This is a genomic window from Lacihabitans soyangensis, from assembly GCF_024343775.1.
GTDB classification, from domain to species: domain Bacteria; phylum Bacteroidota; class Bacteroidia; order Cytophagales; family Spirosomataceae; genus Leadbetterella; species Leadbetterella soyangensis.
Genome location: NZ_RJUF01000175.1, coordinates 110150 through 130808 on the forward strand (window position 1 = coordinate 110150; position 20659 = coordinate 130808).

At 37.4% G+C, this 20659-nt stretch carries 19 protein-coding genes; 14 read left to right on the top strand and 5 right to left on the bottom strand.

The annotated features are described in order from the left end of the window. Window positions 1-34: 34 nt before the first annotated feature. Entirely contained in the window at window positions 35-190 is a 156-nt protein-coding gene (gene rpmH / locus EGI31_RS17235) for a 50S ribosomal protein L34 (RefSeq protein WP_255038398.1), read from the bottom strand. 97 nt (window positions 191-287) lie between these two features. Here rpmH and EGI31_RS17240 point away from each other — a divergent pair, with 97 nt between their 5' ends. From EGI31_RS17240 to glmS, 4 genes are all read left to right on the top strand, one after another. Next, window positions 288-1697 (top strand): M61 family metallopeptidase, encoded by a 1410-nt coding sequence (locus EGI31_RS17240; protein WP_255038399.1) that lies wholly within the window; start codon window positions 288-290, stop codon window positions 1695-1697. A gap of 169 nt (window positions 1698-1866) precedes the next feature. After that, entirely contained in the window at window positions 1867-2676 is an 810-nt protein-coding gene (locus EGI31_RS17245; protein ID WP_255038400.1) for a glycogen/starch synthase, read from the top strand. Between the two features lie 7 nt (window positions 2677-2683). Continuing rightward, window positions 2684-4033: a DUF4270 domain-containing protein gene (locus EGI31_RS17250; RefSeq protein ID WP_255038401.1), complete on the top strand. Its 1350-nt coding sequence runs from the start codon at window positions 2684-2686 to the stop codon at window positions 4031-4033. 317 nt (window positions 4034-4350) lie between these two features. After that, window positions 4351-6189: a glutamine--fructose-6-phosphate transaminase (isomerizing) gene (glmS, locus tag EGI31_RS17255; protein ID WP_255038402.1), complete on the top strand. Its 1839-nt coding sequence runs from the start codon at window positions 4351-4353 to the stop codon at window positions 6187-6189. A gap of 4 nt (window positions 6190-6193) precedes the next feature. On the opposite strand, the gene EGI31_RS17260 is transcribed toward glmS, so the two are convergent. After that, window positions 6194-6793, bottom strand: coding sequence for a M23 family metallopeptidase (locus EGI31_RS17260; RefSeq protein ID WP_255038403.1), 600 nt, complete (start codon window positions 6791-6793; stop codon window positions 6194-6196). Between the two features lie 72 nt (window positions 6794-6865). Between EGI31_RS17260 and panC the strand changes: the two genes are divergently transcribed. Together panC and ytxJ are read left to right on the top strand one after the other, a co-directional pair. Beyond that, window positions 6866-7702 carry a pantoate--beta-alanine ligase gene (gene panC, locus EGI31_RS17265; RefSeq protein WP_255037937.1) on the top strand — a complete coding sequence of 279 codons (837 nt, stop codon included), beginning with the start codon at window positions 6866-6868 and terminating at the stop codon, window positions 7700-7702. Window positions 7703-7748: 46 nt separating this feature from the next. Then, window positions 7749-8087 carry a bacillithiol system redox-active protein YtxJ gene (ytxJ, locus tag EGI31_RS17270; RefSeq protein ID WP_255038404.1) on the top strand — a complete coding sequence of 113 codons (339 nt, stop codon included), beginning with the start codon at window positions 7749-7751 and terminating at the stop codon, window positions 8085-8087. Here the strand turns inward: ytxJ and EGI31_RS17275 are convergent. Then, window positions 8084-8707 carry a 4'-phosphopantetheinyl transferase family protein gene (locus EGI31_RS17275; protein WP_255038405.1) on the bottom strand — a complete coding sequence of 208 codons (624 nt, stop codon included), beginning with the start codon at window positions 8705-8707 and terminating at the stop codon, window positions 8084-8086. The genes ytxJ and EGI31_RS17275 overlap by 4 nt on opposite strands. A 63-nt stretch (window positions 8708-8770) precedes the next feature. On the opposite strand from EGI31_RS17275, the gene EGI31_RS17280 reads away from it, so the two are divergent. The 8 genes from EGI31_RS17280 (at window position 8771) to EGI31_RS17315 (ending at window position 16110) form a co-directional block, all read left to right on the top strand. Further along, window positions 8771-9670, top strand: coding sequence for a WD40 repeat domain-containing protein (locus EGI31_RS17280; RefSeq protein ID WP_255038406.1), 900 nt, complete (start codon window positions 8771-8773; stop codon window positions 9668-9670). Window positions 9671-9830: 160 nt separating this feature from the next. Then, a complete protein-coding gene (locus EGI31_RS17285; RefSeq protein ID WP_255038407.1) occupies window positions 9831-11027 on the top strand; it encodes a DivIVA domain-containing protein in 1197 nt (398 codons plus the stop codon). Between the two features lie 6 nt (window positions 11028-11033). Then, window positions 11034-11390, top strand: a complete 357-nt coding sequence (gene folB, locus EGI31_RS17290) for a dihydroneopterin aldolase (RefSeq protein WP_255038408.1) — start codon at window positions 11034-11036, stop codon at window positions 11388-11390. Between the two features lie 9 nt (window positions 11391-11399). Continuing rightward, window positions 11400-12581 carry an MFS transporter gene (locus EGI31_RS17295; protein WP_255038409.1) on the top strand — a complete coding sequence of 394 codons (1182 nt, stop codon included), beginning with the start codon at window positions 11400-11402 and terminating at the stop codon, window positions 12579-12581. Between the two features lie 84 nt (window positions 12582-12665). Next, complete coding sequence (locus tag EGI31_RS17300; protein WP_255038410.1) at window positions 12666-13547, top strand: bifunctional 5,10-methylenetetrahydrofolate dehydrogenase/5,10-methenyltetrahydrofolate cyclohydrolase; 882 nt, start codon at window positions 12666-12668, stop codon at window positions 13545-13547. A 92-nt stretch (window positions 13548-13639) separates the two neighbouring features. After that, window positions 13640-15061: an alanine/glycine:cation symporter family protein gene (locus EGI31_RS17305; protein ID WP_255038411.1), complete on the top strand. Its 1422-nt coding sequence runs from the start codon at window positions 13640-13642 to the stop codon at window positions 15059-15061. 160 nt (window positions 15062-15221) lie between these two features. Continuing rightward, on the top strand, window positions 15222-15827 hold the full coding sequence (locus tag EGI31_RS17310; RefSeq protein ID WP_255038412.1) for a Crp/Fnr family transcriptional regulator: 606 nt from the start codon (window positions 15222-15224) through the stop codon (window positions 15825-15827). Window positions 15828-15903: 76 nt separating this feature from the next. Continuing rightward, a complete protein-coding gene (locus EGI31_RS17315; RefSeq protein ID WP_255038413.1) occupies window positions 15904-16110 on the top strand; it encodes a YgaP family membrane protein in 207 nt (68 codons plus the stop codon). Between the two features lie 53 nt (window positions 16111-16163). Here EGI31_RS17315 and EGI31_RS17320 read toward each other — a convergent pair whose 3' ends face one another. Next, window positions 16164-16589 (bottom strand): hypothetical protein, encoded by a 426-nt coding sequence (locus tag EGI31_RS17320; protein WP_255038414.1) that lies wholly within the window; start codon window positions 16587-16589, stop codon window positions 16164-16166. A 253-nt stretch (window positions 16590-16842) separates the two neighbouring features. Continuing rightward, window positions 16843-20659 (bottom strand): hypothetical protein (locus EGI31_RS17325; protein ID WP_255038415.1); only part of this gene is annotated, 3817 nt, incomplete at its 5' end.

Here is a 20659-nt window from a genome sequence, read left to right on the forward strand (position 1 = left end):
GCTAATATCTTAATAAAATGTAAAACCTCAAATCTTATTTGTGAGATTTTTCATCCGAAACCGATAGCTTAGCTCTACCTCTAGCACGACGAGCTGTAATTACTCTTCTACCGCCTGGAGTAGACATACGCTCACGAAATCCGTGTTTGTTGGTACGCTTTCTATTTGATGGTTGGAATGTACGTTTCATATCCTTTTTCTATTAATTTTCTATTAATTTTGTTCCTCGATCCTGAATTGGACTGCAAAGGTATCAAATATTTTCTAATAAAAAAACTCCCGTTCTAATGATTCAATACTTTTTTTCATTTCTTCCAGAAAATAACCTTGTCGATATCAGGATTTTGATACCAAAGGTACAAGAAAAAAGTTTGGAGTTACATTTGCCTATGTGGCGGCCTGGCAGGTATCAATTGCAGAATTTTGTCAAAAATGTTTTGAATTTTAGTGCAAGGGTACAAAATGGAGAAAAACTTGAATGGCGAAAATCACAAAAGAACATTTGGCAAGTAGCTGATACCCAAGATAAAAACGTAGAAATTCGCTATCAATATTTCGCAAAGGAGCTAAATGCGGGTTCAAGTTTTGTCAACAAACATTTTTTGTACGTCAATCCGGTTAACTTATGTTTGTATCTGCCAAAGTTAATTAATGAAACTTTCGAAGTAAATATTTACAGAGAAAGTACCGAAAGTGAATATTCTGGCGGTTTAGGTGTCGTTTCATACGGAAATACTTTGAAACTCCAGCCAAAAGATTTTCACCACTTTTTTGATTCACCATTTATTATCTCCAAAGGCATTTTGCATGAAAGATTTAGTGTGGGTGAAGTTTGGTTTCATGTTTGGATTGAAGGAGTTTTTCAGATAGACAAACAAAGGTTAATCCGAGATTTATCTAAAATTGCTGAAACGCAGATTCGTATTTTTGGTGAATTTCCAGAGCAGGATTACCATTTTATGCTGATTGTACCCGAAAATACCTTTTATCATGGTGTAGAGCACCGAAATTCCACAGTGATGGTTTTAGGAGAAAACGGAGTTTTGCCTGAGACCTATTATAATGATTTACTGGGATTGGCTTCTCACGAGCTGTTTCATGCTTGGAATATAGCCAAGATTCGACCAAAAGAACTACTTCCATATGATTATGGAAAAGAAAATTACTTCGAGACCTGCTTTGTAGCTGAAGGTTTCACGACATACTATGGTGACAAAATCTTGCTTGAAAGTGGTGTTATTGGCTATGAAGAGTATCTTCATGAGCTCGAAACAACTTTTCGTAGGCATTTTGAAGAGTCAGATAATGCCTCACAATCTCTGCTTGAAAGCAGTTTTGATCTTTGGGTTGATGGTTATGAAAAAGGAACTCCAAACAAAAAAGTAAGTGTTTACAGCAAGGGAGCCATTGTGGCTCTGATTTTGGATCTGAAGATTAGGGCAAAGTTTAAGGAAAAAAAATCTTTGGATCACGTCATGAAGGTTTTATGGAAAAGGTATGGTGACATGAAACGGGGTTACACCTACCTTGATATCCAGAAAATTGCTGAGAGAGTATATGGAGAGAATCTAAGAGAATATTTTGAAATAGCCATCGAAGGAAATGGTTCAATCTTTGATTACACCAGCTCGCATTTGGTGTATCTAGGACTGCAACTAGAATGGATAGAGGACAAATGCCGACTTAAGGTTCTGTAATTTCGCAATTACTAACAAAATATCACTAAAAATTGAGCTTTTTGACCATATTTCAAAGTGTTGAAAGTTAATTTGTTTCAAACACTTGCATATTAATAGATTATTTTTTAGTATCTTTGCAGCCGTATTTGTTTCAGATACTACATTTTAGATACATTATTGGTTTTTTATGAGTAAACTGCGTATTTTATACATCTCCTCCGAAATTGATCCCTTTTTAGAAATTTCAGAAATCGCCTCTTTGTTAAGGAAACTCCCACAGGAAATGCAGGAAAGAGGCATGGAGATAAGGATACTGATACCACGATTCGGACTTATCAACGAAAGAAAACACAGACTTCACGAGGTGGTTCGTCTTTCGGGCATAAACATAAGCATTGGAGAGGAGGAGAAACCATTGATTATCAAGGTAGCATCTATTCCTTCTGCTAAACTGCAGGTTTACTTCTTAGACAACGAAGATTATTTCCAAAGGAAGACTGTCTTTACTGACAAAACAGGTAATTTCTACGATGACAACGACGAGCGTGCAATTTTCTTCTGCAAAGGTGCGTTAGAAACAGTGAAGAAACTTGGATGGGCACCAGACGTAGTGCATTGTACAGACTGGATGACTGCTTTGATTCCTTTGTATTTAAAGACTACTTACAAAAACGACCCTATTTTTAAGAACACCAAAACCATTTTTACGGTATTCAATAATGTCTTTGAACACAAATTCACCGACGATATGTTTCCTAAAGTAAAAATGATGGATATAAGCGATGAGAACTTGGCCAATCTTAGGTCTCAAGATTTCCTCGGTTTCATAAAAATTGGTTGTCAGTACGCCGACGTAGTTGTTACTGCAAACCCATCCTTGAATGATTCAATAAAAAATGCGTTGAATGAAACGGCAGACAGACAGATTGATTCTTTTATTGATGACGAAAACTCCGCTGAAACATTCTTTAACCTTTACACGGAGCTGGCAGATTGATTATTTTATGAAAAAAATTCTTGTTGACTTGCAGAAAATGAGCTTCTTGCTCATTACTGTTCTTTTCTTTTCTTGCGAAAATCCATCAGATATTGGTTTTGACTTTGACGGTAACGCTGACGCCACATCAGTCTACACCGATACCTTGAGTTTAGATGTTTCCACTATAATTTCTGATTCCACCGTTAACGGTAAGTCCAATTATATCCTCGCTGGTATTGTCAATGATCCCGTTTTCGGGTTAATTAAAGCCTCGGCTTATTTTCAGCCATCTCTGGTGAATTATACCACAAATTTAGGTACTACAGCTTTAGATACTTTTAGTGTCAAACCAAATCCAATAGCTGATTCCTTAAGACTTAGGATTGTGAATTCGGGCTTGATTTATGGGGATACCATTACGCGTAGTTTTTATAATATTTACAGGCTAAAAAGCCCTATGAATTACACCAAAAACTATAATGCAAACGAAAGTTTAGAATATGAAGGGGCATCTTTGGCAAGATTCGGAATAAACTCCAAATCGTTTGTCAGTGACTCAAATACAAACATTGCGGTATTCATAAATTTGCCAAAAAGCATTGCTCAGGAAATATTAAATGCAGCACCAACTGCGGGTGCAGATAATGCCAAATTCTCTACCGCCATAAAAGGTTTTGCGATAGTACCCGAAGGGACCAATAAAGCCGTTTACTCATTCATAACTGGTCATTTGAGTGCGTCTACAAGTACTTTAATTGCCAACTGGCATTACCAAGGTGATACTACGAAATATAACTATGCATTTGATCTAAACGGTCCACGTCATTCTCACATTGATTTTAATAGAAGCGGTTCGCTTTTGTCAGAATTGTCGAAGTCTAAAAATGAACTTAGTGCAAAGCTAACTGGTAATACTTCCTTCGTTCAAGGTGGAAGCGGTATTAGTACGAAGATAAACTTTGCTAATGTTAAAAACTTAGGAACAAACATTAGAGTAAGTAAGGCCGTTTTAGAGTTTAAACTGAAGGCCGAATCTATAAATGCTTTGCATCCAAAGGTATTCAATTATGTTTTGGCAGAAGTAGGATCCAATAATCAGCAAACAAGAAATAGTTCAAATTCCTTAACTTACCTTACGCCAATCGGTAGTGACCTATCGGGTGTGGTTTATACCTTGGTCGACTCTACTAACACAGTGAATATGGACATTACCAACTATCTTCAGAAGATAACCAACAAAACGAGTGTTTCTAATGGCCTCATGATAATGCCTGCGGTTGTAACCACTACTGGTAACGGACTGCTTGCCAATGACAACCTGCGAAGGTCGGTTTTTACCAAACCAAAACTGAAAATATATTATACAAAATATTAAGAGCTCTCGGAGCTCTTTTTTTTTGGTTGGTCTTTTTGAATAAAGGTATAAATGTGACTATTCGAAGTTTCTAATTTTTTTAGACCTGAAATTTCAATTTTAATATTTATTAAAAAAATAAAGTAATACTGGTCTAATTAGTAAAATATAAATTTAAATAACTTTCATATAGTCAAAGGTTTAAACTTAATAGGTGGTAGTTGTTGATAAGATTCTGTTTTTAAAATTATTTAAAAAATCAAAAAGCTTTTTCCTGAAAAATTATTAATAGTTTTGTGGTATTGTATCGTATTTAATTGTAATATTTCAAGAAAATTATGTGTGGAATAGTAGCTTACATTGGGCAAAGAGACGCAGCTTCATTAATTATTAAAGGTCTAAAAAGACTAGAATATAGAGGTTATGACAGTTCAGGCATAGCCATCATTAACGAAAATGGTTTAGGGGTTTTCAAGAAAAAAGGTAAAGTGGTTGACCTAGAAAATGTTTTGAATAAAGGTCAAATTGCCGCAAATATCGGTATTGGCCATACCAGATGGGCAACTCACGGCGAGCCGAATGACGTAAATGCACATCCGCACAAATCTAACTCGGGGAGATTTGCAATTATTCATAATGGAATTATTGAAAATTATTCTTCTATAAAACAAATTCTAGTGAACAAGGGCTATATTTTTCATAGCCAAACAGACACTGAGGTTTTGGTGAATTTTATTGAGGAAATTCAAAAGACTAAAAAATGTGATCTGCCAGAGGCGGTGAGAATTGCTTTAAAAGAAGTGGTAGGGGCTTATGCTATAGTGGTCTTGGACGCTGAAAACCCCGGTCAATTGGTGGCCGCAAGAAAAGGTAGCCCTTTGGTGATCGGAATTGGTAAAGGAGAGTATTTTTTCGCTTCAGATGCAACCCCAATTATTGAATACACCAAAGAGGTTGTGTATTTAGATGACTTGGAAATTGCTGTTGTGAATAGTGAGGGCTTAACTATTAAGAATCTTCAAAATGAGGAGCAAGATCCTTATATTCAGACCGTTGAGCTTGAGTTGGAGGCTATAGAAAAAGGTGGTTATGATCATTTCATGCTGAAAGAAATTTTTGAACAACCAAAGTCTATCGCTGATTGTCTTCGAGGTAGAGTAAATGCTGATGATGCCATAATTCAGTTGGGTGGTTTGAGAAATCATATTACTAAACTAGCAAAAGCGAAAAGAATAGTTTTTGTGGCTTGTGGTACGTCGTGGCATGCGGGTTTGGTGGGTGAGTATCTCTTTGAGGAATTAGCACGAATCAATGTTGAGGTAGAATATGCCTCAGAGTTTAGATATCGTAATCCAATAATAAAAGAAGGTGATTTCGTAATTGCCATTTCTCAGTCAGGTGAAACTGCCGATACTTTGGCAGCATTAGAACTTGCTAAGTCGAAAGGAGCCATAATTTTGGGAGTTTGTAATGTAGTGGGGTCTTCTATTTCACGCATTACTGAGGCTGGAGTTTACACGCATGCAGGGCCAGAAATTGGTGTTGCAAGTACAAAAGCGTTTACCGCACAAGTGACTGTTCTAACTATGATAGCCATAGCTACTGCTCAAGCCAAAGGCACCATAGACGATGAGACCTATAGAAGGCTTTTGATTGAGTTGGCTGCAATTCCTCAAAAAGTGGAGGAAATTTTAAAAAGTGCTGAAGAAATTAAGGACATTTCAAAGCTATTTACTTTTGCCTCAAATTTCATATTCTTGGGTAGGGGCTTGAACTTCCCTGTAGCCTTGGAAGGTGCACTGAAACTTAAAGAAATTTCATACATTCATGCCGAAGGTTATCCAGCCGCCGAAATGAAGCATGGACCTATAGCCTTGATAGACGAAGATATGCCAGTGGTTTTCATAGCCACAAAGGACAGTTCTTATGAAAAGGTGGTTTCGAACATACAAGAAGTAAAAGCCCGTAAAGGTCGTGTTATAGCGATTGTATCTGAGGGAGATGTGCAAGTTAAAGAAATGGTTGATTTTGCAATCGAAGTACCTAATACAGACGAAATACTTCAGCCTTTGCTTACGGTTATTCCTTTGCAGCTATTGTCTTATTATATTGCTGTAATGAGAGGAAGAAACGTAGATCAACCAAGAAATCTGGCCAAATCAGTAACAGTGGAGTAATCTTTTAAAAAGCCTTCTCAAAACTCATAAATAAAAAATCGAACGGGTCCAGATAGGTCTCGTTCTTTTTTAATGTATAGTGGAGATGTGGTCCGGTTACTTTACCTGTAGAACCTACCTTGCCTATTTTTTGGCCTTTATTGACCACTTGACCCTTTTTGATGGTTACTTTGCTTAGGTGGCCATAAACTGACTCAAAACCATATTTGTGTTTGATTTTAATGAAATTACCCAAGTCTTCTCTGAATCCTGTATCTATTACTTTGCCGTTTCCGCTGGCTATAACTTGCTCTCCGTCTATTCCTTGTAGGTCTATTCCTCTGTGGAATTTCATTACTTTGTGTATGGGATGAAATCGACCACCATAAAACGAGTTTACCGATATTTCTCTTGCTAGCGGATTGCCCCCCGGTATGTTATTTACAAATAGAAAATTGAAAGGGTCGTTGTGTATATAACTTACTATTTCGTTGAGGTCGGTAATAGGTGTAAGGTCTACCTCCCAATAGTCTTCGAGAGTGAGCGAACTGTCTGGTTTCGAGCTCAACTGAGCAAAAGCCAACTGAGTAATTAGAACGAAGAAAGTTGTTAATCTAAGAATCATAATATTTAAAAATCATGCAAAATTACAATATAAATGCTTAATTGCTTGTAATTATTAACATACTTAACATAAATGAAGGTTTTTACATCAATAGTTGATACGCAGAATTATCTTAAAAGTCATTATCCCAAATCGATTGGATTCGTGCCAACCATGGGAGCTTTGCACGAAGGCCATATAGCTCTTGTTAAGAAATCTATCGCTGAAAATGAGCTCACGGTTTGCAGTATTTTTGTAAATCCTACTCAGTTTAATAATCCTGATGACCTCAAAAAATACCCAAGAACGCTTGATGAAGATTGTAAAATGTTACAAGAAGCAGGATGTGACGTGGTTTTTGCTCCTTCGGCAGAAGAAATGTACCCTTCATTGCCTATTTTGAAAATAGATTTTGGGCATTTAGAGCATATCATGGAAGGCAAATTTAGACCAGGTCATTTCAACGGGGTGGGTATAGTGGTTGCGAAGTTGTTCAATATCGTTAAACCAGATAAGGCCTATTTTGGTCAAAAAGATATACAGCAAGTGGCTGTGATTAATCGACTTATTACAGATTTGAGTTTTGACCTTAAAATGGTGGTTTGTGATACAATCAGAGAAAAAGATGGCTTGGCAATGTCTTCTCGCAACAGAAGACTTTCGCCCGAAGCAAGAGTTAGTGCTCCGAAAATTTTCCAATCTATGCTTCTTGGTAAGAAACTACTTTTGGAAGGCAATTCTGCATTTGTTGTCAAAAACAAAGTCTTAGATTTTTACAGAGCGTCTCCAGAGTTTGAATTGGAATACTATGAAATTGCTGATTTTGAGACTTTAGAAAGTATAGATGAACTAAACGAAAATAGGAAAACAGCAATAATTGTTGCGGCTCATTTGGGTGGAGTAAGACTAATAGATAATTACGTTTTTTGAACTATTCTTAATTAAACTTGTTGTTTTTTGAAACACTTTATTGAATATGAACTGGAATAATTTATCGGAAATTCAACAACTAGAAATCATCAAAGAAGAATCAAATGTGCAGCCTGTAGCGATTTTTAAGCACAGTACGCGTTGTTCCATAAGTGCCACGGCTTTGGATAGATTCGAAAGGAATTTTGCAAAAAATCACGAAAGTAAGGATTTGAAGTTCTATTATTTGGACCTGATTGCCCATAGAGATATTTCAAACAAAATAGCATCAGACTTTGATGTGGAACACGAATCTCCACAATTGTTGTTGGTTAAAAATGGGGCAGTGGTTTTCACTGAGTCACATTATGGTATCGACTTTAATGACCTTCTTGAGCGAGTTTAGTAAGCTATTACAAGCAGGTAATCTTCAATGTTTTGTACATAAATCTGATACTCAGATTGATGGTCAGGTATGTTTATTTTGCCAATAATACCTTTTTTGCTGGGTCCAACAAGTAGGTGTTCTTTGAAGTCTACTTTTCGTTTTCCGTAAAGTTTGTACAAAGCCTCTTTAGCAGACCATAGGATAGTTGCTTTCTCTAAATCACCAGATACCCAGTTTAATTCAGACTCCACACAAAGGCGATTGAGCACTTTGAAAATCTGCTCTCGTGGTTTCTCAATGTCTATACCTATCGGTTTTGATTTAGATAAAACTACTCCAATATAATCTATTGTGTGCGTCAGAGACATTTCGTAGGTATGGTTTTTAAGAAAGGGCTTACCATGTTCATCTTTTTCTATGCCTTCGAATTGGATTTTCTCTAACAAGCACATTTGCATAACTGCATTTTTACCAGCTAAATATTCTTTCTTTTTAGCGTCATGACTTATGTTTGCTAAGGTTTCAAAGTCGATCTTATCTGGGCGAATCAAAGTAATAAGTTCTTCAATAGTTTCGGTCAAGTGCCAAACCATAAAGTGAATTTCCTCGCTAAGTTTTTTGTTCAGATAAAGCGGCATCAGACATTTTTGGCCGAAAATTGCATTAATTATCACGAAATAGAAAGTTCTTTCCCAAAAAAAATGGATTTTAATATAGAAAAAGTAGAAACTTTTACCGGTCACAAAGACTGCGTTTATACACTTTGCGAGGGCAGTTCTGACAAAAGTTTTTATTCGGCTGGGGCTGATGGTTTGGTGGTAGAATGGGCCAAGGCAGATTTGGGCAGGCCGATAGCTAAGGTATCCAATTCGGTGTATGCTATGCTGAATTTGCCAAACGAGAATAAACTTTGGATTGCCAATAACACGGAGGGTTTGCATTTGATTGATACCAAGAAGAAGGAAGAAGTGCTGAACGTACCACTGGGTAAAGTATCGATTTTTGATATAAAACAGCATGGTAATCTGCTGATTGTAAGTGATCATATAGGGTTTTTGCACATACTCGACACTGACTCAAATAGGTTCGTCAGGCATTTTGAAGGTGCACAAAAAAGTGCAAGATGCCTAGCTGTTAGCACTAAAAGGAATGAAATGGCAGTGGGCTTTTCTGACTGGAAAATCAGGGTCTACGATTTAGAGAAGTTTGAGTTGAAACATGTTATTGAAGGTCATCAAAACTCTGTTTTCAGTTTACAATATTTTGGGGACAATGACTTATTGGTTTCTGGTAGCCGTGACGCCCATCTAATGGTTTGGGATTCTGAGAAAAATTACCAAAATGTTGCACGTATTCCTGCCCATAATTTTGCCATTAACCACATAATTTATATCCAAAAGCATGAACTTTTGGCTACTTGCAGCATGGACAAGTCCATAAAAATATGGGATGCTGAGAACCTAGAATTGAAAAAAGTGATAGACAAATCTCGTAATGCATCGCATGGTACCTCTGTTAATAAATTACTTTGGCGAGAAAAAGAACAGTTTCTGCTTTCTGCAAGCGACGACCGCACGATTTCAATGTGGAATTTATTTTAACTTACATGGTTTTTTTTGTTATTTTGTGAAAAAGTTAGAAAGTAAGTTAATAGGCCTAAATAGGCAGGAAATAAAAATGTCTTCATTGTGAAATAATTCTTGGCTTATGAAGTTTTCTTTTTCAATGATTATCCAGTTTTTCCTAAACTCATAAAAAAAAATGAAAATTACGTCATTAGAAATCAAACAACACGAATTCGAGAAATCATTTAGAGGATATGATATTGAAGAAGTAAATCATTTTTTGTCTAACATTGCTCAAGAGTGGGAGCGTATGCTTAATGAGTCCAAAATGCTGAAAATGCAGTTGGATATCTCAGAAAAGGAGGCTTCTAAGCTTCGTGAGGTGGAAATGACACTCATAAAAACCTTAAGAACTGCCGAAGATACCAGCACAAGACTTACTGAAAACGCAGCAACCGAGGCAGCCAAAAAAGTAGCAGAAGCAAAGCAAAAGGCCGCACAAATTATTGCCGAAGCAGAAAATACCGCTGCCCAATTGGTAGCAGACGCGGAACAAAAAGTAGGGGACATCAACACTGCCGCTAAAGCAGAATTTGCCGAAATAGAAGTAAACTTTCAAAGTATTGAGGCTCAGAAATTGTCTCTTTTGAATAGACTTAAAACTTTAGCCTCAGAGATTGACCAAATTGTAGCCTCAAATACACTTGACGGCGAAATTCCAGCCCCCGAAACTCCAAAAACAGTTGTTGTGGATTATCCAGCGAAAAGCATAGAGATGGAAGTAGAGGAGGAAGAGGAAGTGGTGGCCGATGATGAGATAGTAGACGAAGTAGTAGAACATGAAGTAGAAGAGCAACGAGTGGTTGATGATGAAAACCATGGCATCAGTTTCTCTTCAGCAGTAAATGAGATAAATCTGGAGAGCAGTCAAGAGGACAAGACCAATTTAGAGATTATTGAAGGAATTGGTCCGAAGATAAAAGAGGTATTGAATAATGCCCGCATATTAACCTTTAGAGACCTTGCCACCACACCGCTTTATAGAATCAAGGATATATTAGATGCAGCAGGGTCGCAGTTTGCTGCTCACGATCCAAGCACTTGGGTAGAGCAAGCTATGTTGGCCGAAAGTGGACAATGGACACAACTAGAGGAACTTAAGGAGTATTTGGTGGCGGGCAGAGTACCTAAAGCAGATATTGTAGAAGAAAAGCCTAAAACGGAGTCTGTTGACAGTGGAAGTACAGAGGAAATGCTCGATAAAGTTAATAAAGTGAAGGCAGCCATTAGAAAGGCAATGGTAGAGAAGGCTGAGCCAAAGGAACCGAAATCTGTGAACGATTATATAGCTGAGAAAAAACAGAGTGGTTCTTTCTTTGATAATTTAAACTAAGCCAAAATGGGCCAAATTGCGTTAGAGGGCATGGAGTTTTTTGCCTATCACGGTCATTTTGACGAAGAACAAAAAATCGGTAATAAATATAATATTGATGTGTTCATAGATACAGACTTGTCTAGGCCTGCAAGTTCGGACAACCTCAAGGATACCATTGATTACGGTAAAATCTATGAGATAGTCAAACTGGTGATGTCTAAAAAGCACCGTTTACTTGAGCATGTAGGTCATGAGATTATCGACGATATAAAGGGTAAGTTTAGCTCTGTAAAAAAAATATCGGTTGAAGTTTCGAAGTTTAATCCACCCATTGGCGGGGTGTGTCATAGGGCTAAGGTAAAACTTGAGGAAAGTTTCTGATAATTTATTTTGAAAAGAAATAGCATATTTACCCTTCAGTTTTGGCTTCTTTGCACCACTTCGTTCTTGTTTTTTTCTAGCTTTAATATGCTCATTCCTGAGCTACCCGATTATTTGTCTAAAATGGGAGGAGGAGAATTTAAGGGCCTCATAATTTCATTATTTACACTTACGGCGGGTTTATCGAGACCTTTTAGTGGTAAACTCACAGATAAAGTAGGAAGAGTACCCGTTATGGCCTTCGGCTCTTTGGTTTGTTTTGTTTGTGGGTTTTTGTATCCTTTAGCCACTACGGTTATTCCTTTTTTTATTCTACGTTTCGTACATGGTTTTTCTACAGGATTTAAGCCTACCGGCACTGCAGCATATATTTCAGACATTGTACCATCAGACCGAAGAGGCGAATCTATGGGCATCCATGGCCTAATAGGTGGCCTTGGGATGGCTTTCGGACCAGCTTTGGGTGGTTGGATTGTCCAGCATTTTGATATCAACGTACTCTTTTATACCTCATCGGCACTTTCATTGTTATCGATTTTGATTTTGATAAATATGAAAGAAACGCTGCCGATTTCGAGGAAGGAGAAGTTCAATGGTTCGCATTTGAGAATTAACCGACATGAGATTTTTGACAAATCGGTTATTCCTGTAGTTGTCGTGGTGTTCTTTACTTCTTTTGCCTATGGGACAATTGTTACTCTCGTGCCTGATTTGAGCCAGAGCATAGGTCTTAAAAACAAGGGTTATTATTTTTTAGTGTACACATTGGCTTCTATTGCCATTAGGTTCGTTGCTGGTAGATGGTCGGATAAAAATGGCCGTGAGCAAGTCTTAACCTACGGATGCTGGATTTTGTTCTTTTCTATTTTAACTATTGCGTTTGCCCAAAATATCGTCATTTTATCTATCTCAGCCATCCTTTTTGGAATAAGTATGGGCATAATATCACCTATTTCACAGGCTTGGACGGTAGATTTGTGTCAAGAAGAAAATAGAGGCAAGGCCATAGCGACTATGTATATTGCACTAGAGGCGGGAATCGGATTTGGTGCTTTGTTGCCTACTTTTATTTATCAAAATAAAATCGAAAATCTAACTGCCACATTTTTGTTTACAATGGCTGTGGTTTCTGTAGCTTTGGTTTACATACTCATTTACAAAAGGAAAAATAAAGTTGTACGCTACCTATAATATTTCTAGAAATAGAATCCTCCTAAATTGGAATCCCAACGGTATGGTTTTATCTTTGTTGGATCATAAATAAGCTATCGATAAATGGAAATTATAGACGGAAAATTAATATCTGCACAAGTCAAGGCTGAACTTCAGATTGAGGTGGATAAAATCAGATTGGCGGGTGGTAAAATACCTCACTTAGCAGCTGTTTTGATTGGTGATAATGGTGCCAGCGAAACGTATGTGGCCTCAAAAATCAAATCATGCGAACAAATAGGATTTAAGTCTACACTTATCAGAAGAGATTCTACTAGCACGGAGGCAGAAGTGTTAGAAATAATAGACCAGCTCAATAAAGATGAAGATATCGACGGTTTCATTGTCCAGCTACCGCTTCCTGCACATATCAATGTTGACAAAGTTATAGAGGCCATTGATCCTAAAAAAGATGTGGATGGATTTCACCCTATTAATATTGGTCGGATGGCCAAAGGCCTGCCTGCATACATTTCGGCCACGCCATTTGGTGTGTTAGAGCTTATAAAACGATATAAGATAGAGACCGCCGGCAAACACTGTGTGGTGGTTGGAAGAAGCCAAATTGTTGGTCTTCCGATGAGTATTTTAATGCAAAGAAACACTTATCCAGGCAACTGTACAGTTACTTTGGTCCATAGCCGTACTCAAAATCTGAAGGAAGTATGTTTACAGGCTGATATTCTGGTGGCGGCATTGGGTAAGCCTGAATTTATAACAGCAGACATGGTTAAAGATGGTGCGGTTGTAATAGATGTTGGTTTAACACGTGTAGTGGATGAATCAAAAAAGAGTGGATTTGCTCTTAAAGGTGATGTGAAATTTGACGATGTTGCTCCCAAAACCAGTTTTATAACACCAGTTCCAGGCGGGGTTGGTTTGATGACCGTGGCAGCATTGATGCACAATACGCTATTGGCTTCGAAAAATGAAATTTACAAATAAGCACGATTTTGTCATTCAAATTCATTAATTTGTTTCTTGAATGAGATTTTGATTCTTTGTAAATTATTTAAAACAGCCCTTAACCCTATTTTATGGAACAATTTGTAAACGCCATTAATGACATTATTTGGTCCAATGCACTTATTATTTTATGCCTTGTAGCCGGGATTTATTTTTCTATAACCACCAGATTTTTGCAAGTGAGGTATGTAAAGGAAATGGTCAGGCTACTTTTTGACGGCAAAAGCTCCGAGCAGGGCGTATCTTCATTTCAGGCTTTCGCCATAGCTATATCGGGTAGAGTTGGAACTGGAAATATCGCTGGTGTAGCCACTGCTATTGCAATGGGTGGGCCTGGGGCGGTTTTTTGGATGTGGGCCATTGCATTTTTGGGTGCAGCTTCGGCTTTTATTGAAGCTACATTGGGGCAGATATACAAAGAAGTTAAGGATGGCCAGTACAGAGGAGGTCCTGCTTACTATATAGAAAAAGGATTGGGTATAAAATGGTACGCAGTGGTATTTGCGGTGGCCACTATCCTAAGCACTGCCCTTTTGCTGCCAGGTGTGCAGAGCAACAGTATAGCATTGGGTGTAAAAAACGCCTTCAATATTCCGGTAGAGTACACTGGAATAGTAGTTTGCATACTACTTGGCCTGATTATTTTTGGCGGAGTGAAAAGAATAGGTAAAGTGGCCGAAATAGTGGTGCCTTTTATGGCTGGAGGTTATATATTGATGGCCTTAATTATAATTTTATACAACTACGAAAAAATACCTGAAACTTTCGGCTTAATTTTTAAATCGGCTTTTGCACTTGAGCCTACTTTCGCAGGTATATTTGGAATGGCTGTGGCTTGGGGTGTAAAAAGAGGAATTTATTCAAACGAAGCTGGTCAGGGAACCGCACCACATCCTGCGGCAGCGGCAGAAACATCACACCCTGCCAAACAAGGACTAGTTCAGGCATTTTCTGTTTATATTGATACTCTTTTCGTTTGTACAGCCACGGCTCTGATGATTCTCTTTACAGGTAAATACAATATTTTGAACCCTGATGGAGGGTTTATTGTAGAAAATGTTCCTGGAATGGCGGTTGGTTCTGAATTTACGCAGAATGCAGTTAATACAATTTTTCCATCATTGGGAGCGGGTTTTGTATCGATAGCACTTTTCTTTTTTGCCTTTACCACCATCATGGCGTATTATTATATCGCAGAGACCAACTTCAGCTATTTGTTGGAGAAAGGTGGTAAGACATGGATGATTCAGGCTTTGCGAATTATGATAATAGCGGCCACCTTCTATGGTTCTGTTAAATCAGCCGCATTGGCTTGGACGATTGGCGATATTGGCGTTGGGCTTATGGCTTGGTTGAACATCATTGCCATATTTTTACTCAGAAAGCCAGCTTTTGCTGTCTTTAAAGATTATGAAAAGCAAAGAAAAGCCGGTAAAGACCCTGTTTTTGTGGCAAAAGATTTGGGTATTAAGAATACAACCGAGTGGGAGTGAGTTAGCTAGAAATAAGAGCAGAAAAGGGAATTAATTAGGCGAATTGGTTCCCTTTTTTGTGGGTGGTTCTGTAATTTGATTTATCTTTGAAATACTTATTTGTTTTCTACCATTGGTTCTATTTGCCAATCAGTAATCCAAACTTCATAAATTTATCAAAATGATAAAAATTCCAAATCTTAGTCTTGCACTCAAAACTCAAATTGAGACCAATTCTGCTTTGGTAGAAATTGCGGCAGAAACGGAAATTTTGAGAGAGGGTCAATATATCAAGGTCATTCCATTGGTAATAGAGGGCTTGGTGAAAGTTTTTACGAAACATGAAGACAAGGAATTGCTTTTGTACTACATCCAGCCCAGTGAAAGCTGTGTGATGTCTTTTACCGCAAGTCTAAAAAACGAACCCAGCAAAGTTTTTGCGATAACTGAGGAGAATTCAAAGATTTTGCTTCTACCAGTAGATAAGGTTTCACACTGGATTGAGGAATTTCCAGATTTGAATAATCTTTTTTTTCAACAGTATAACCTTCGATATTCCGACTTACTTGAAACCATCAATCAGCTTTTGTTTGATAAGTTAGACAAACGTTTGATGGATTATTTGAAAGAAAAAGTTAAGGTAACAAAGAAAAATCCATTAAAAATTTCCCACCGACAGATAGCCAACGAATTAGGCACGGCCAGAGAGGTTATTAGTAGGGTGATGAAAAAGCTTGAGCAAGAGTCTAAAGTTAAGCAGTTTAGCAATTCTGTGGAAATTTTGTAAGTGGTGACCAAGGTCACTGTTTTGGAGTAATGAAGTCTTTACATTTGTTTCATAATTCAATAAAACAATTACGATTATGAAAGCAAACATGGGTTCAACCGACCGTATTATCAGAATTTTATTGGCCGTAATAATGGCAGCATTGTATTTTACAGGTGTCGTTACAGATACATTGGGCATTGTTTTGATGGTTGTCGCAGCGGTTTTCGCTCTTACCAGTCTAATCTCATTCTGTCCGCTTTATCCTATCCTCGGAATTAACACTTGTGGTACTAAAAAATAAAAAGAAATGGGCCAATGTAAGGCCCATTTTCTTTTAGATTTTACTGATTCCTGTTAGTTTGTCAAATTTTTCATTTTTGACGGTTTAAAACTAGTCCGACTAATTTCGGTTCCCATAGGGTAGGATAAATCCCCTTGGTCTTCGGCAGTAATGAATATTTCATTTACGTTAAAGGCCGTTACAGTTTTGAGTGTTGTCTTTTTTCCATTGGAAATATTCAACTGACCAATGTTTTTGGTGATATTCTCGTCTGTCACTATCCAAACGCTATAGTTTTTTTTAGCTGGAACCAACCTGTCAGCACTTGCCAAATTATTGGCAGTAAGTTCGATAGTGTAGTTTTTGTTTTTGTCTTGGGTCTTCTTTGCGGTAATTTCAGCGGCAGGTACCGTGCTTGAAACGGGAAATTTTGCGGTAGAAGCACAAGAAATAAATACGGAAGAGAATGCCGTGATGATGGCGAATGTTAAAACTCTCATAACCAATTTTGTTTTTGTATTTTCCTACTCATCAGGTTTTTCGGAATTCACCCCTTTTGGTATGTGTGGTCATTTTTTGAAGAAAAATTCTCGTTGCTTTCAAAGTTTATCTTTAATGACTTAGAATAATGCATCAAAGGTGGGGTTAATTGGTTAAAAGCTTCTTACAAGATGCTGATAATGAATTACAGAATTCACACCCTGCTTCTCCACCTAACCAATTCTAATGTAAAGGGTGGAAATCATTTTATAATTACCTGATCCATATTTTTGCACTACAGTTCTTTCCTGAGTTATTTTGAGCTTTTAAGGTATAGAAACCAGGAGCAAGCTGTGTATTGGGATATAGTTCGAAATAATCACCTTGTTCGCTTATTTTCCTGACGTCTATGGATTGGCCCATGGCCGTATTGAGCCGGATAGTGGTTTTGTCGATATTCGGAAAGTATAGTTTAAGAAAATCTCTGTTTTCGCTTGGGTTTTCAAGGATTACACACGACACTTCGTCCTCAGATACCGTCAGTTTTACTGTATTTCTGATGGCTTTAATTCCATTTCCGTAGTTGTAAATCAGCTGGTAATAATTGTCCGATAAAAATGGTTTGAGGTCTGTAAACTCCGATTTGGTTAAATTACCTAACCAAGCAAACCAAGTTTTGCCATCTTTACTTTTGAGGACTTCGTAGTTACCGGTGTTACTTTTTTCTGAAATATTTAGTTCAGGTATTTTATTTTCGTTAATTTCTCCTATTAACTTTCCGATGGGTGCTTCCTTGTTCCAAAGTCCAAATTCACCTGTTTTAGTGGTGCTAAATTCTACATAATGTATATTTTGGTCATTTTCTTTTTGCCATTTTGTAGTTGCTTCCAACCAATAATTATTTTCTAAATCATTGTTAATGAAGTCACAATCGAGGTTTTTGCCATCGTAATTTATTATAGAGACTTCATCCGTGGTTTTTGCACCCAAATCCAGTATTTCATCTTTTGTAAAGTAAAATCTTATTTTGAAACTCGCACTGGGTTGTTTTGAGGTGAGTAAATTAAAGTATCTGGGATAGAGTTCAGTTAGATTTTTGTCCTTGAGGTGTTTGGAACTTGTATTCCTCAAATCCATTTTGGCAGTTCCCAGATTTTGACCGTTAGGGTGAACAGCGGCAAATATATGTCCTTTTTCATCATAAAAATAGTTCCATTCATCGGCAACCAGAACTTTACCCGATTGATTGATACAGGTATCATTTTTTATATCGAAATAACATGGTTTTAAGGTGATTTCAACCCGTCTTTTTTGACTTAAACAACCATTGCTACCTTGAACGGCTACCCACATTTGTCTCGCTTGAGTGTCACTAGTGTTAATAGAAAACTCATTTTCTGTTGATTCGTCATCCGTTTCGTTATTAAACCAGTAGGTGTTTAAGTCGTTTAATTTTAATGACTTAATGTTATTAGAGAATTGACAATAGCTAAAGATAGAGTCTAAATTCTCGACCTTGGGAGCATCTATGATATTTATTTCTAACTTTTGTTCGTCGCTTACGCAACCTTTGTCGTTGGTATAATTCCCAATAAAATTGTATGTCTTTGCTAAATTAAAATTGGTAATATTGAGTTGAGATGAATCTAAATTCCGCAATACAAATTTGGCTGGTAGATCCTTTAAAAAGCTGTTAATGAAACTGAATTGACAAGCTGAATAATTGGTTTTGGCTAAACGCAGAGGTTTGGGATTCACAACAACTTTAAAATTATTTGAGGTTCGCACACAAGTGCTAGAGCCTTGATTTTGGAATGTTACTCTAAGTCTATACTCCCCTGAATTGCTCGGGTTTATGATAATTTTTTCGTTAATGTTTTTGGTGGTAAAAACAGTGTTGAAACTTCCCGTAATGTTACTTTGCCATTCCAATTGGCTAATGCTACCTTTCAAGATATCTGTAAATTTCGAGGCATTTATAGTCTGATCCTCACAATATGTTAGGTCATTCAATTTTCCAGTTATCTGATTGACCCTCAAAGTAACTTCATTTGAGATAATTTCGGTAATGGAATTACTCACAATACATCTATAGACAGTTCCTTCGATAAATGGTGCTTTTCCAACGTCGTCAATTTTAAAACTACTACTGTTTTCACCTATAATGTCCTCGAATACCCCGTTTTTGGCCATTTGCCACCTGTAAGCGACATTGGTTGAACCTTTGGTTTTAATAGAAAAGGTGCTGCTATTGTTATCACAATTTGACTGGTTGGTCGGTTGTGTTGCTATGCCGAATGCGGCAACTATTTCCGATTCAATGTATGTTCTCTCACTTTCACAGCCTTTTTGGCTGGTTTGTGACACGTAATAGTCGTATGTGCCTATTTTTTGATGGCTTGGTGCAACAGACGTAAAAGTTTGTCCGGTTCGAGAGGTATACCATTTGAGTTGTTCACCAAATGCAGAAAATACAAGTAACTGGTTTTCAATAATCTGTGCAGGTGTCGTATTAATAGGTTTTGGGGGTTCGGGGTGGATAATTATTTGAACCGTTGCCTTGATACTTTCACACTCAGCAGTATTTTTGAATGAGTAAAAATAAATTTGATTTCCAACAATTTTGGTATCAATAACTGGCTGTTTGGATAAACGGGCATTGCTACCCGGCAAGTACCATACTACGTCCAGATTGCCAGGTTCATAAAGTTCAAGCTTCGGAGAAGTGACATTTTGACAAAATTCAAAACCAATATCCTGTGGATTTTGAGGAAACGAGCCAACTGAAAGACTCATCAGATCAGTAGTTTCCGTGCAAGTACCATTGCTTGATCCGAACAAGACGGAACACCGATATTGTTGTTGGTTGTTGATATTCAGGTCATTGATTTGCAATTGAAGTGTTTTGGAACCTGAAATATTCATGGTGTCTTTCAAATTTTGCCAAATATCCCCAGTTCCATATCTATGTTGCCAAGTAATAGCTGTAGGTATACCTGTAATCTGGTGTGTTTGATTAAGATCAATACTGAAATTATTTCCGAGACAAAGTTTTTGATTGGCCAAACTGCCTTGTAGTCTGTTGACACTTATTTCCACTTCGTTACTGGTGATTTCCGAAAAATCGTCCCGAATAATACATCTGAATTTGGTCAAATGAGGGCTTTGGTCATTTCCTAAACTGCTTATTTTTAATTTATTGGTATTGAAATCGGAGAGGTTGGTTTGGTCGCTTGGTATGTCTGAAAAGGTGTTTTCAGTGGGTTTTTTTCGCTGCCATTTATAAATTATGGTACCAGTTCCTTTTGCTTCAAGAGCTATGGTAGAGCTATTGCCGTAGCAGTTGGTAGCATTAGAGGGTTGGCTTGTTAATGCCAGGGCTGCATTTAGTTTGGCGGTTATTTTAAGTCTGGAGCTCTCACAAGCTCCAATTGTTTGTGTTGCCCAAAATGAATATTCTCCTGCTATGGTTATTTGCGGCGAATCGGTTGTGAACAAAGTCGAAGTCTCAGAGGTATACCATTTAATATTTTGCCCAGAAGCGTTAAATACGAGAATTTCAGGACTTAAGACACTTTCTGGGGTGGTATTTATGGGTTTTTCTATCCCAGGTACCACAGTAATATTAATACTTTTAGAAACTTCATCACAGCTATTCCTACACGTTACAGTATAAAATGTGTTGACGGTTGGAGTAACAGATATTTGAGCCGTAGCCGCACCATTTGACCATAGAATTTGACCTTTACAGCCTGAACTTACTAAATTTATGGTCGAACCCGAACAGATAGTAGAGTCTGAAAAACTGGTATTTATGACCAATTCAGGAAAGAAAACGGCAGAAATGGCATTTGATGTGGCCAAGTTACACGAACTATTTTGGCAGTCGATTCTTGCTCTAAAGTAGAAAGTGCTATCTTTGCCGGTATTAGAATTTGTTATTTCTAAAACCTCTGAAATACTCAAATTTCTCCAAAAACTTGAACTAACCGCAGCCGAAACCTTATTGATTTGCCACTGAATATCACAAATTCCTTCACCACCTACCACAGTTTTATTGAGGCTTAATTTTTGTCCAAAACAAACTTCG

What these genes read in the sequence shown, in the direction of transcription:
- rpmH (WP_255038398.1), bottom strand. Translation starts at nt 190, where the DNA reads ATGAAACGTACATTCCAACCATCAAATAGAAAGCGTACCAACAAACAC.
- EGI31_RS17240 (WP_255038399.1), top strand. Translation starts at nt 288, where the DNA reads ATGATTCAATACTTTTTTTCATTTCTTCCAGAAAATAACCTTGTCGAT.
- EGI31_RS17245 (WP_255038400.1), top strand. Translation starts at nt 1,867, where the DNA reads ATGAGTAAACTGCGTATTTTATACATCTCCTCCGAAATTGATCCCTTT.
- EGI31_RS17250 (WP_255038401.1), top strand. Translation starts at nt 2,684, where the DNA reads ATGAAAAAAATTCTTGTTGACTTGCAGAAAATGAGCTTCTTGCTCATT.
- glmS (WP_255038402.1), top strand. Translation starts at nt 4,351, where the DNA reads ATGTGTGGAATAGTAGCTTACATTGGGCAAAGAGACGCAGCTTCATTA.
- EGI31_RS17260 (WP_255038403.1), bottom strand. Translation starts at nt 6,793, where the DNA reads ATGATTCTTAGATTAACAACTTTCTTCGTTCTAATTACTCAGTTGGCT.
- panC (WP_255037937.1), top strand. Translation starts at nt 6,866, where the DNA reads ATGAAGGTTTTTACATCAATAGTTGATACGCAGAATTATCTTAAAAGT.
- ytxJ (WP_255038404.1), top strand. Translation starts at nt 7,749, where the DNA reads ATGAACTGGAATAATTTATCGGAAATTCAACAACTAGAAATCATCAAA.
- EGI31_RS17275 (WP_255038405.1), bottom strand. Translation starts at nt 8,707, where the DNA reads ATGCCGCTTTATCTGAACAAAAAACTTAGCGAGGAAATTCACTTTATG.
- EGI31_RS17280 (WP_255038406.1), top strand. Translation starts at nt 8,771, where the DNA reads ATGGATTTTAATATAGAAAAAGTAGAAACTTTTACCGGTCACAAAGAC.
- EGI31_RS17285 (WP_255038407.1), top strand. Translation starts at nt 9,831, where the DNA reads ATGAAAATTACGTCATTAGAAATCAAACAACACGAATTCGAGAAATCA.
- folB (WP_255038408.1), top strand. Translation starts at nt 11,034, where the DNA reads ATGGGCCAAATTGCGTTAGAGGGCATGGAGTTTTTTGCCTATCACGGT.
- EGI31_RS17300 (WP_255038410.1), top strand. Translation starts at nt 12,666, where the DNA reads ATGGAAATTATAGACGGAAAATTAATATCTGCACAAGTCAAGGCTGAA.
- EGI31_RS17305 (WP_255038411.1), top strand. Translation starts at nt 13,640, where the DNA reads ATGGAACAATTTGTAAACGCCATTAATGACATTATTTGGTCCAATGCA.
- EGI31_RS17310 (WP_255038412.1), top strand. Translation starts at nt 15,222, where the DNA reads ATGATAAAAATTCCAAATCTTAGTCTTGCACTCAAAACTCAAATTGAG.
- EGI31_RS17315 (WP_255038413.1), top strand. Translation starts at nt 15,904, where the DNA reads ATGAAAGCAAACATGGGTTCAACCGACCGTATTATCAGAATTTTATTG.
- EGI31_RS17320 (WP_255038414.1), bottom strand. Translation starts at nt 16,589, where the DNA reads ATGAGAGTTTTAACATTCGCCATCATCACGGCATTCTCTTCCGTATTT.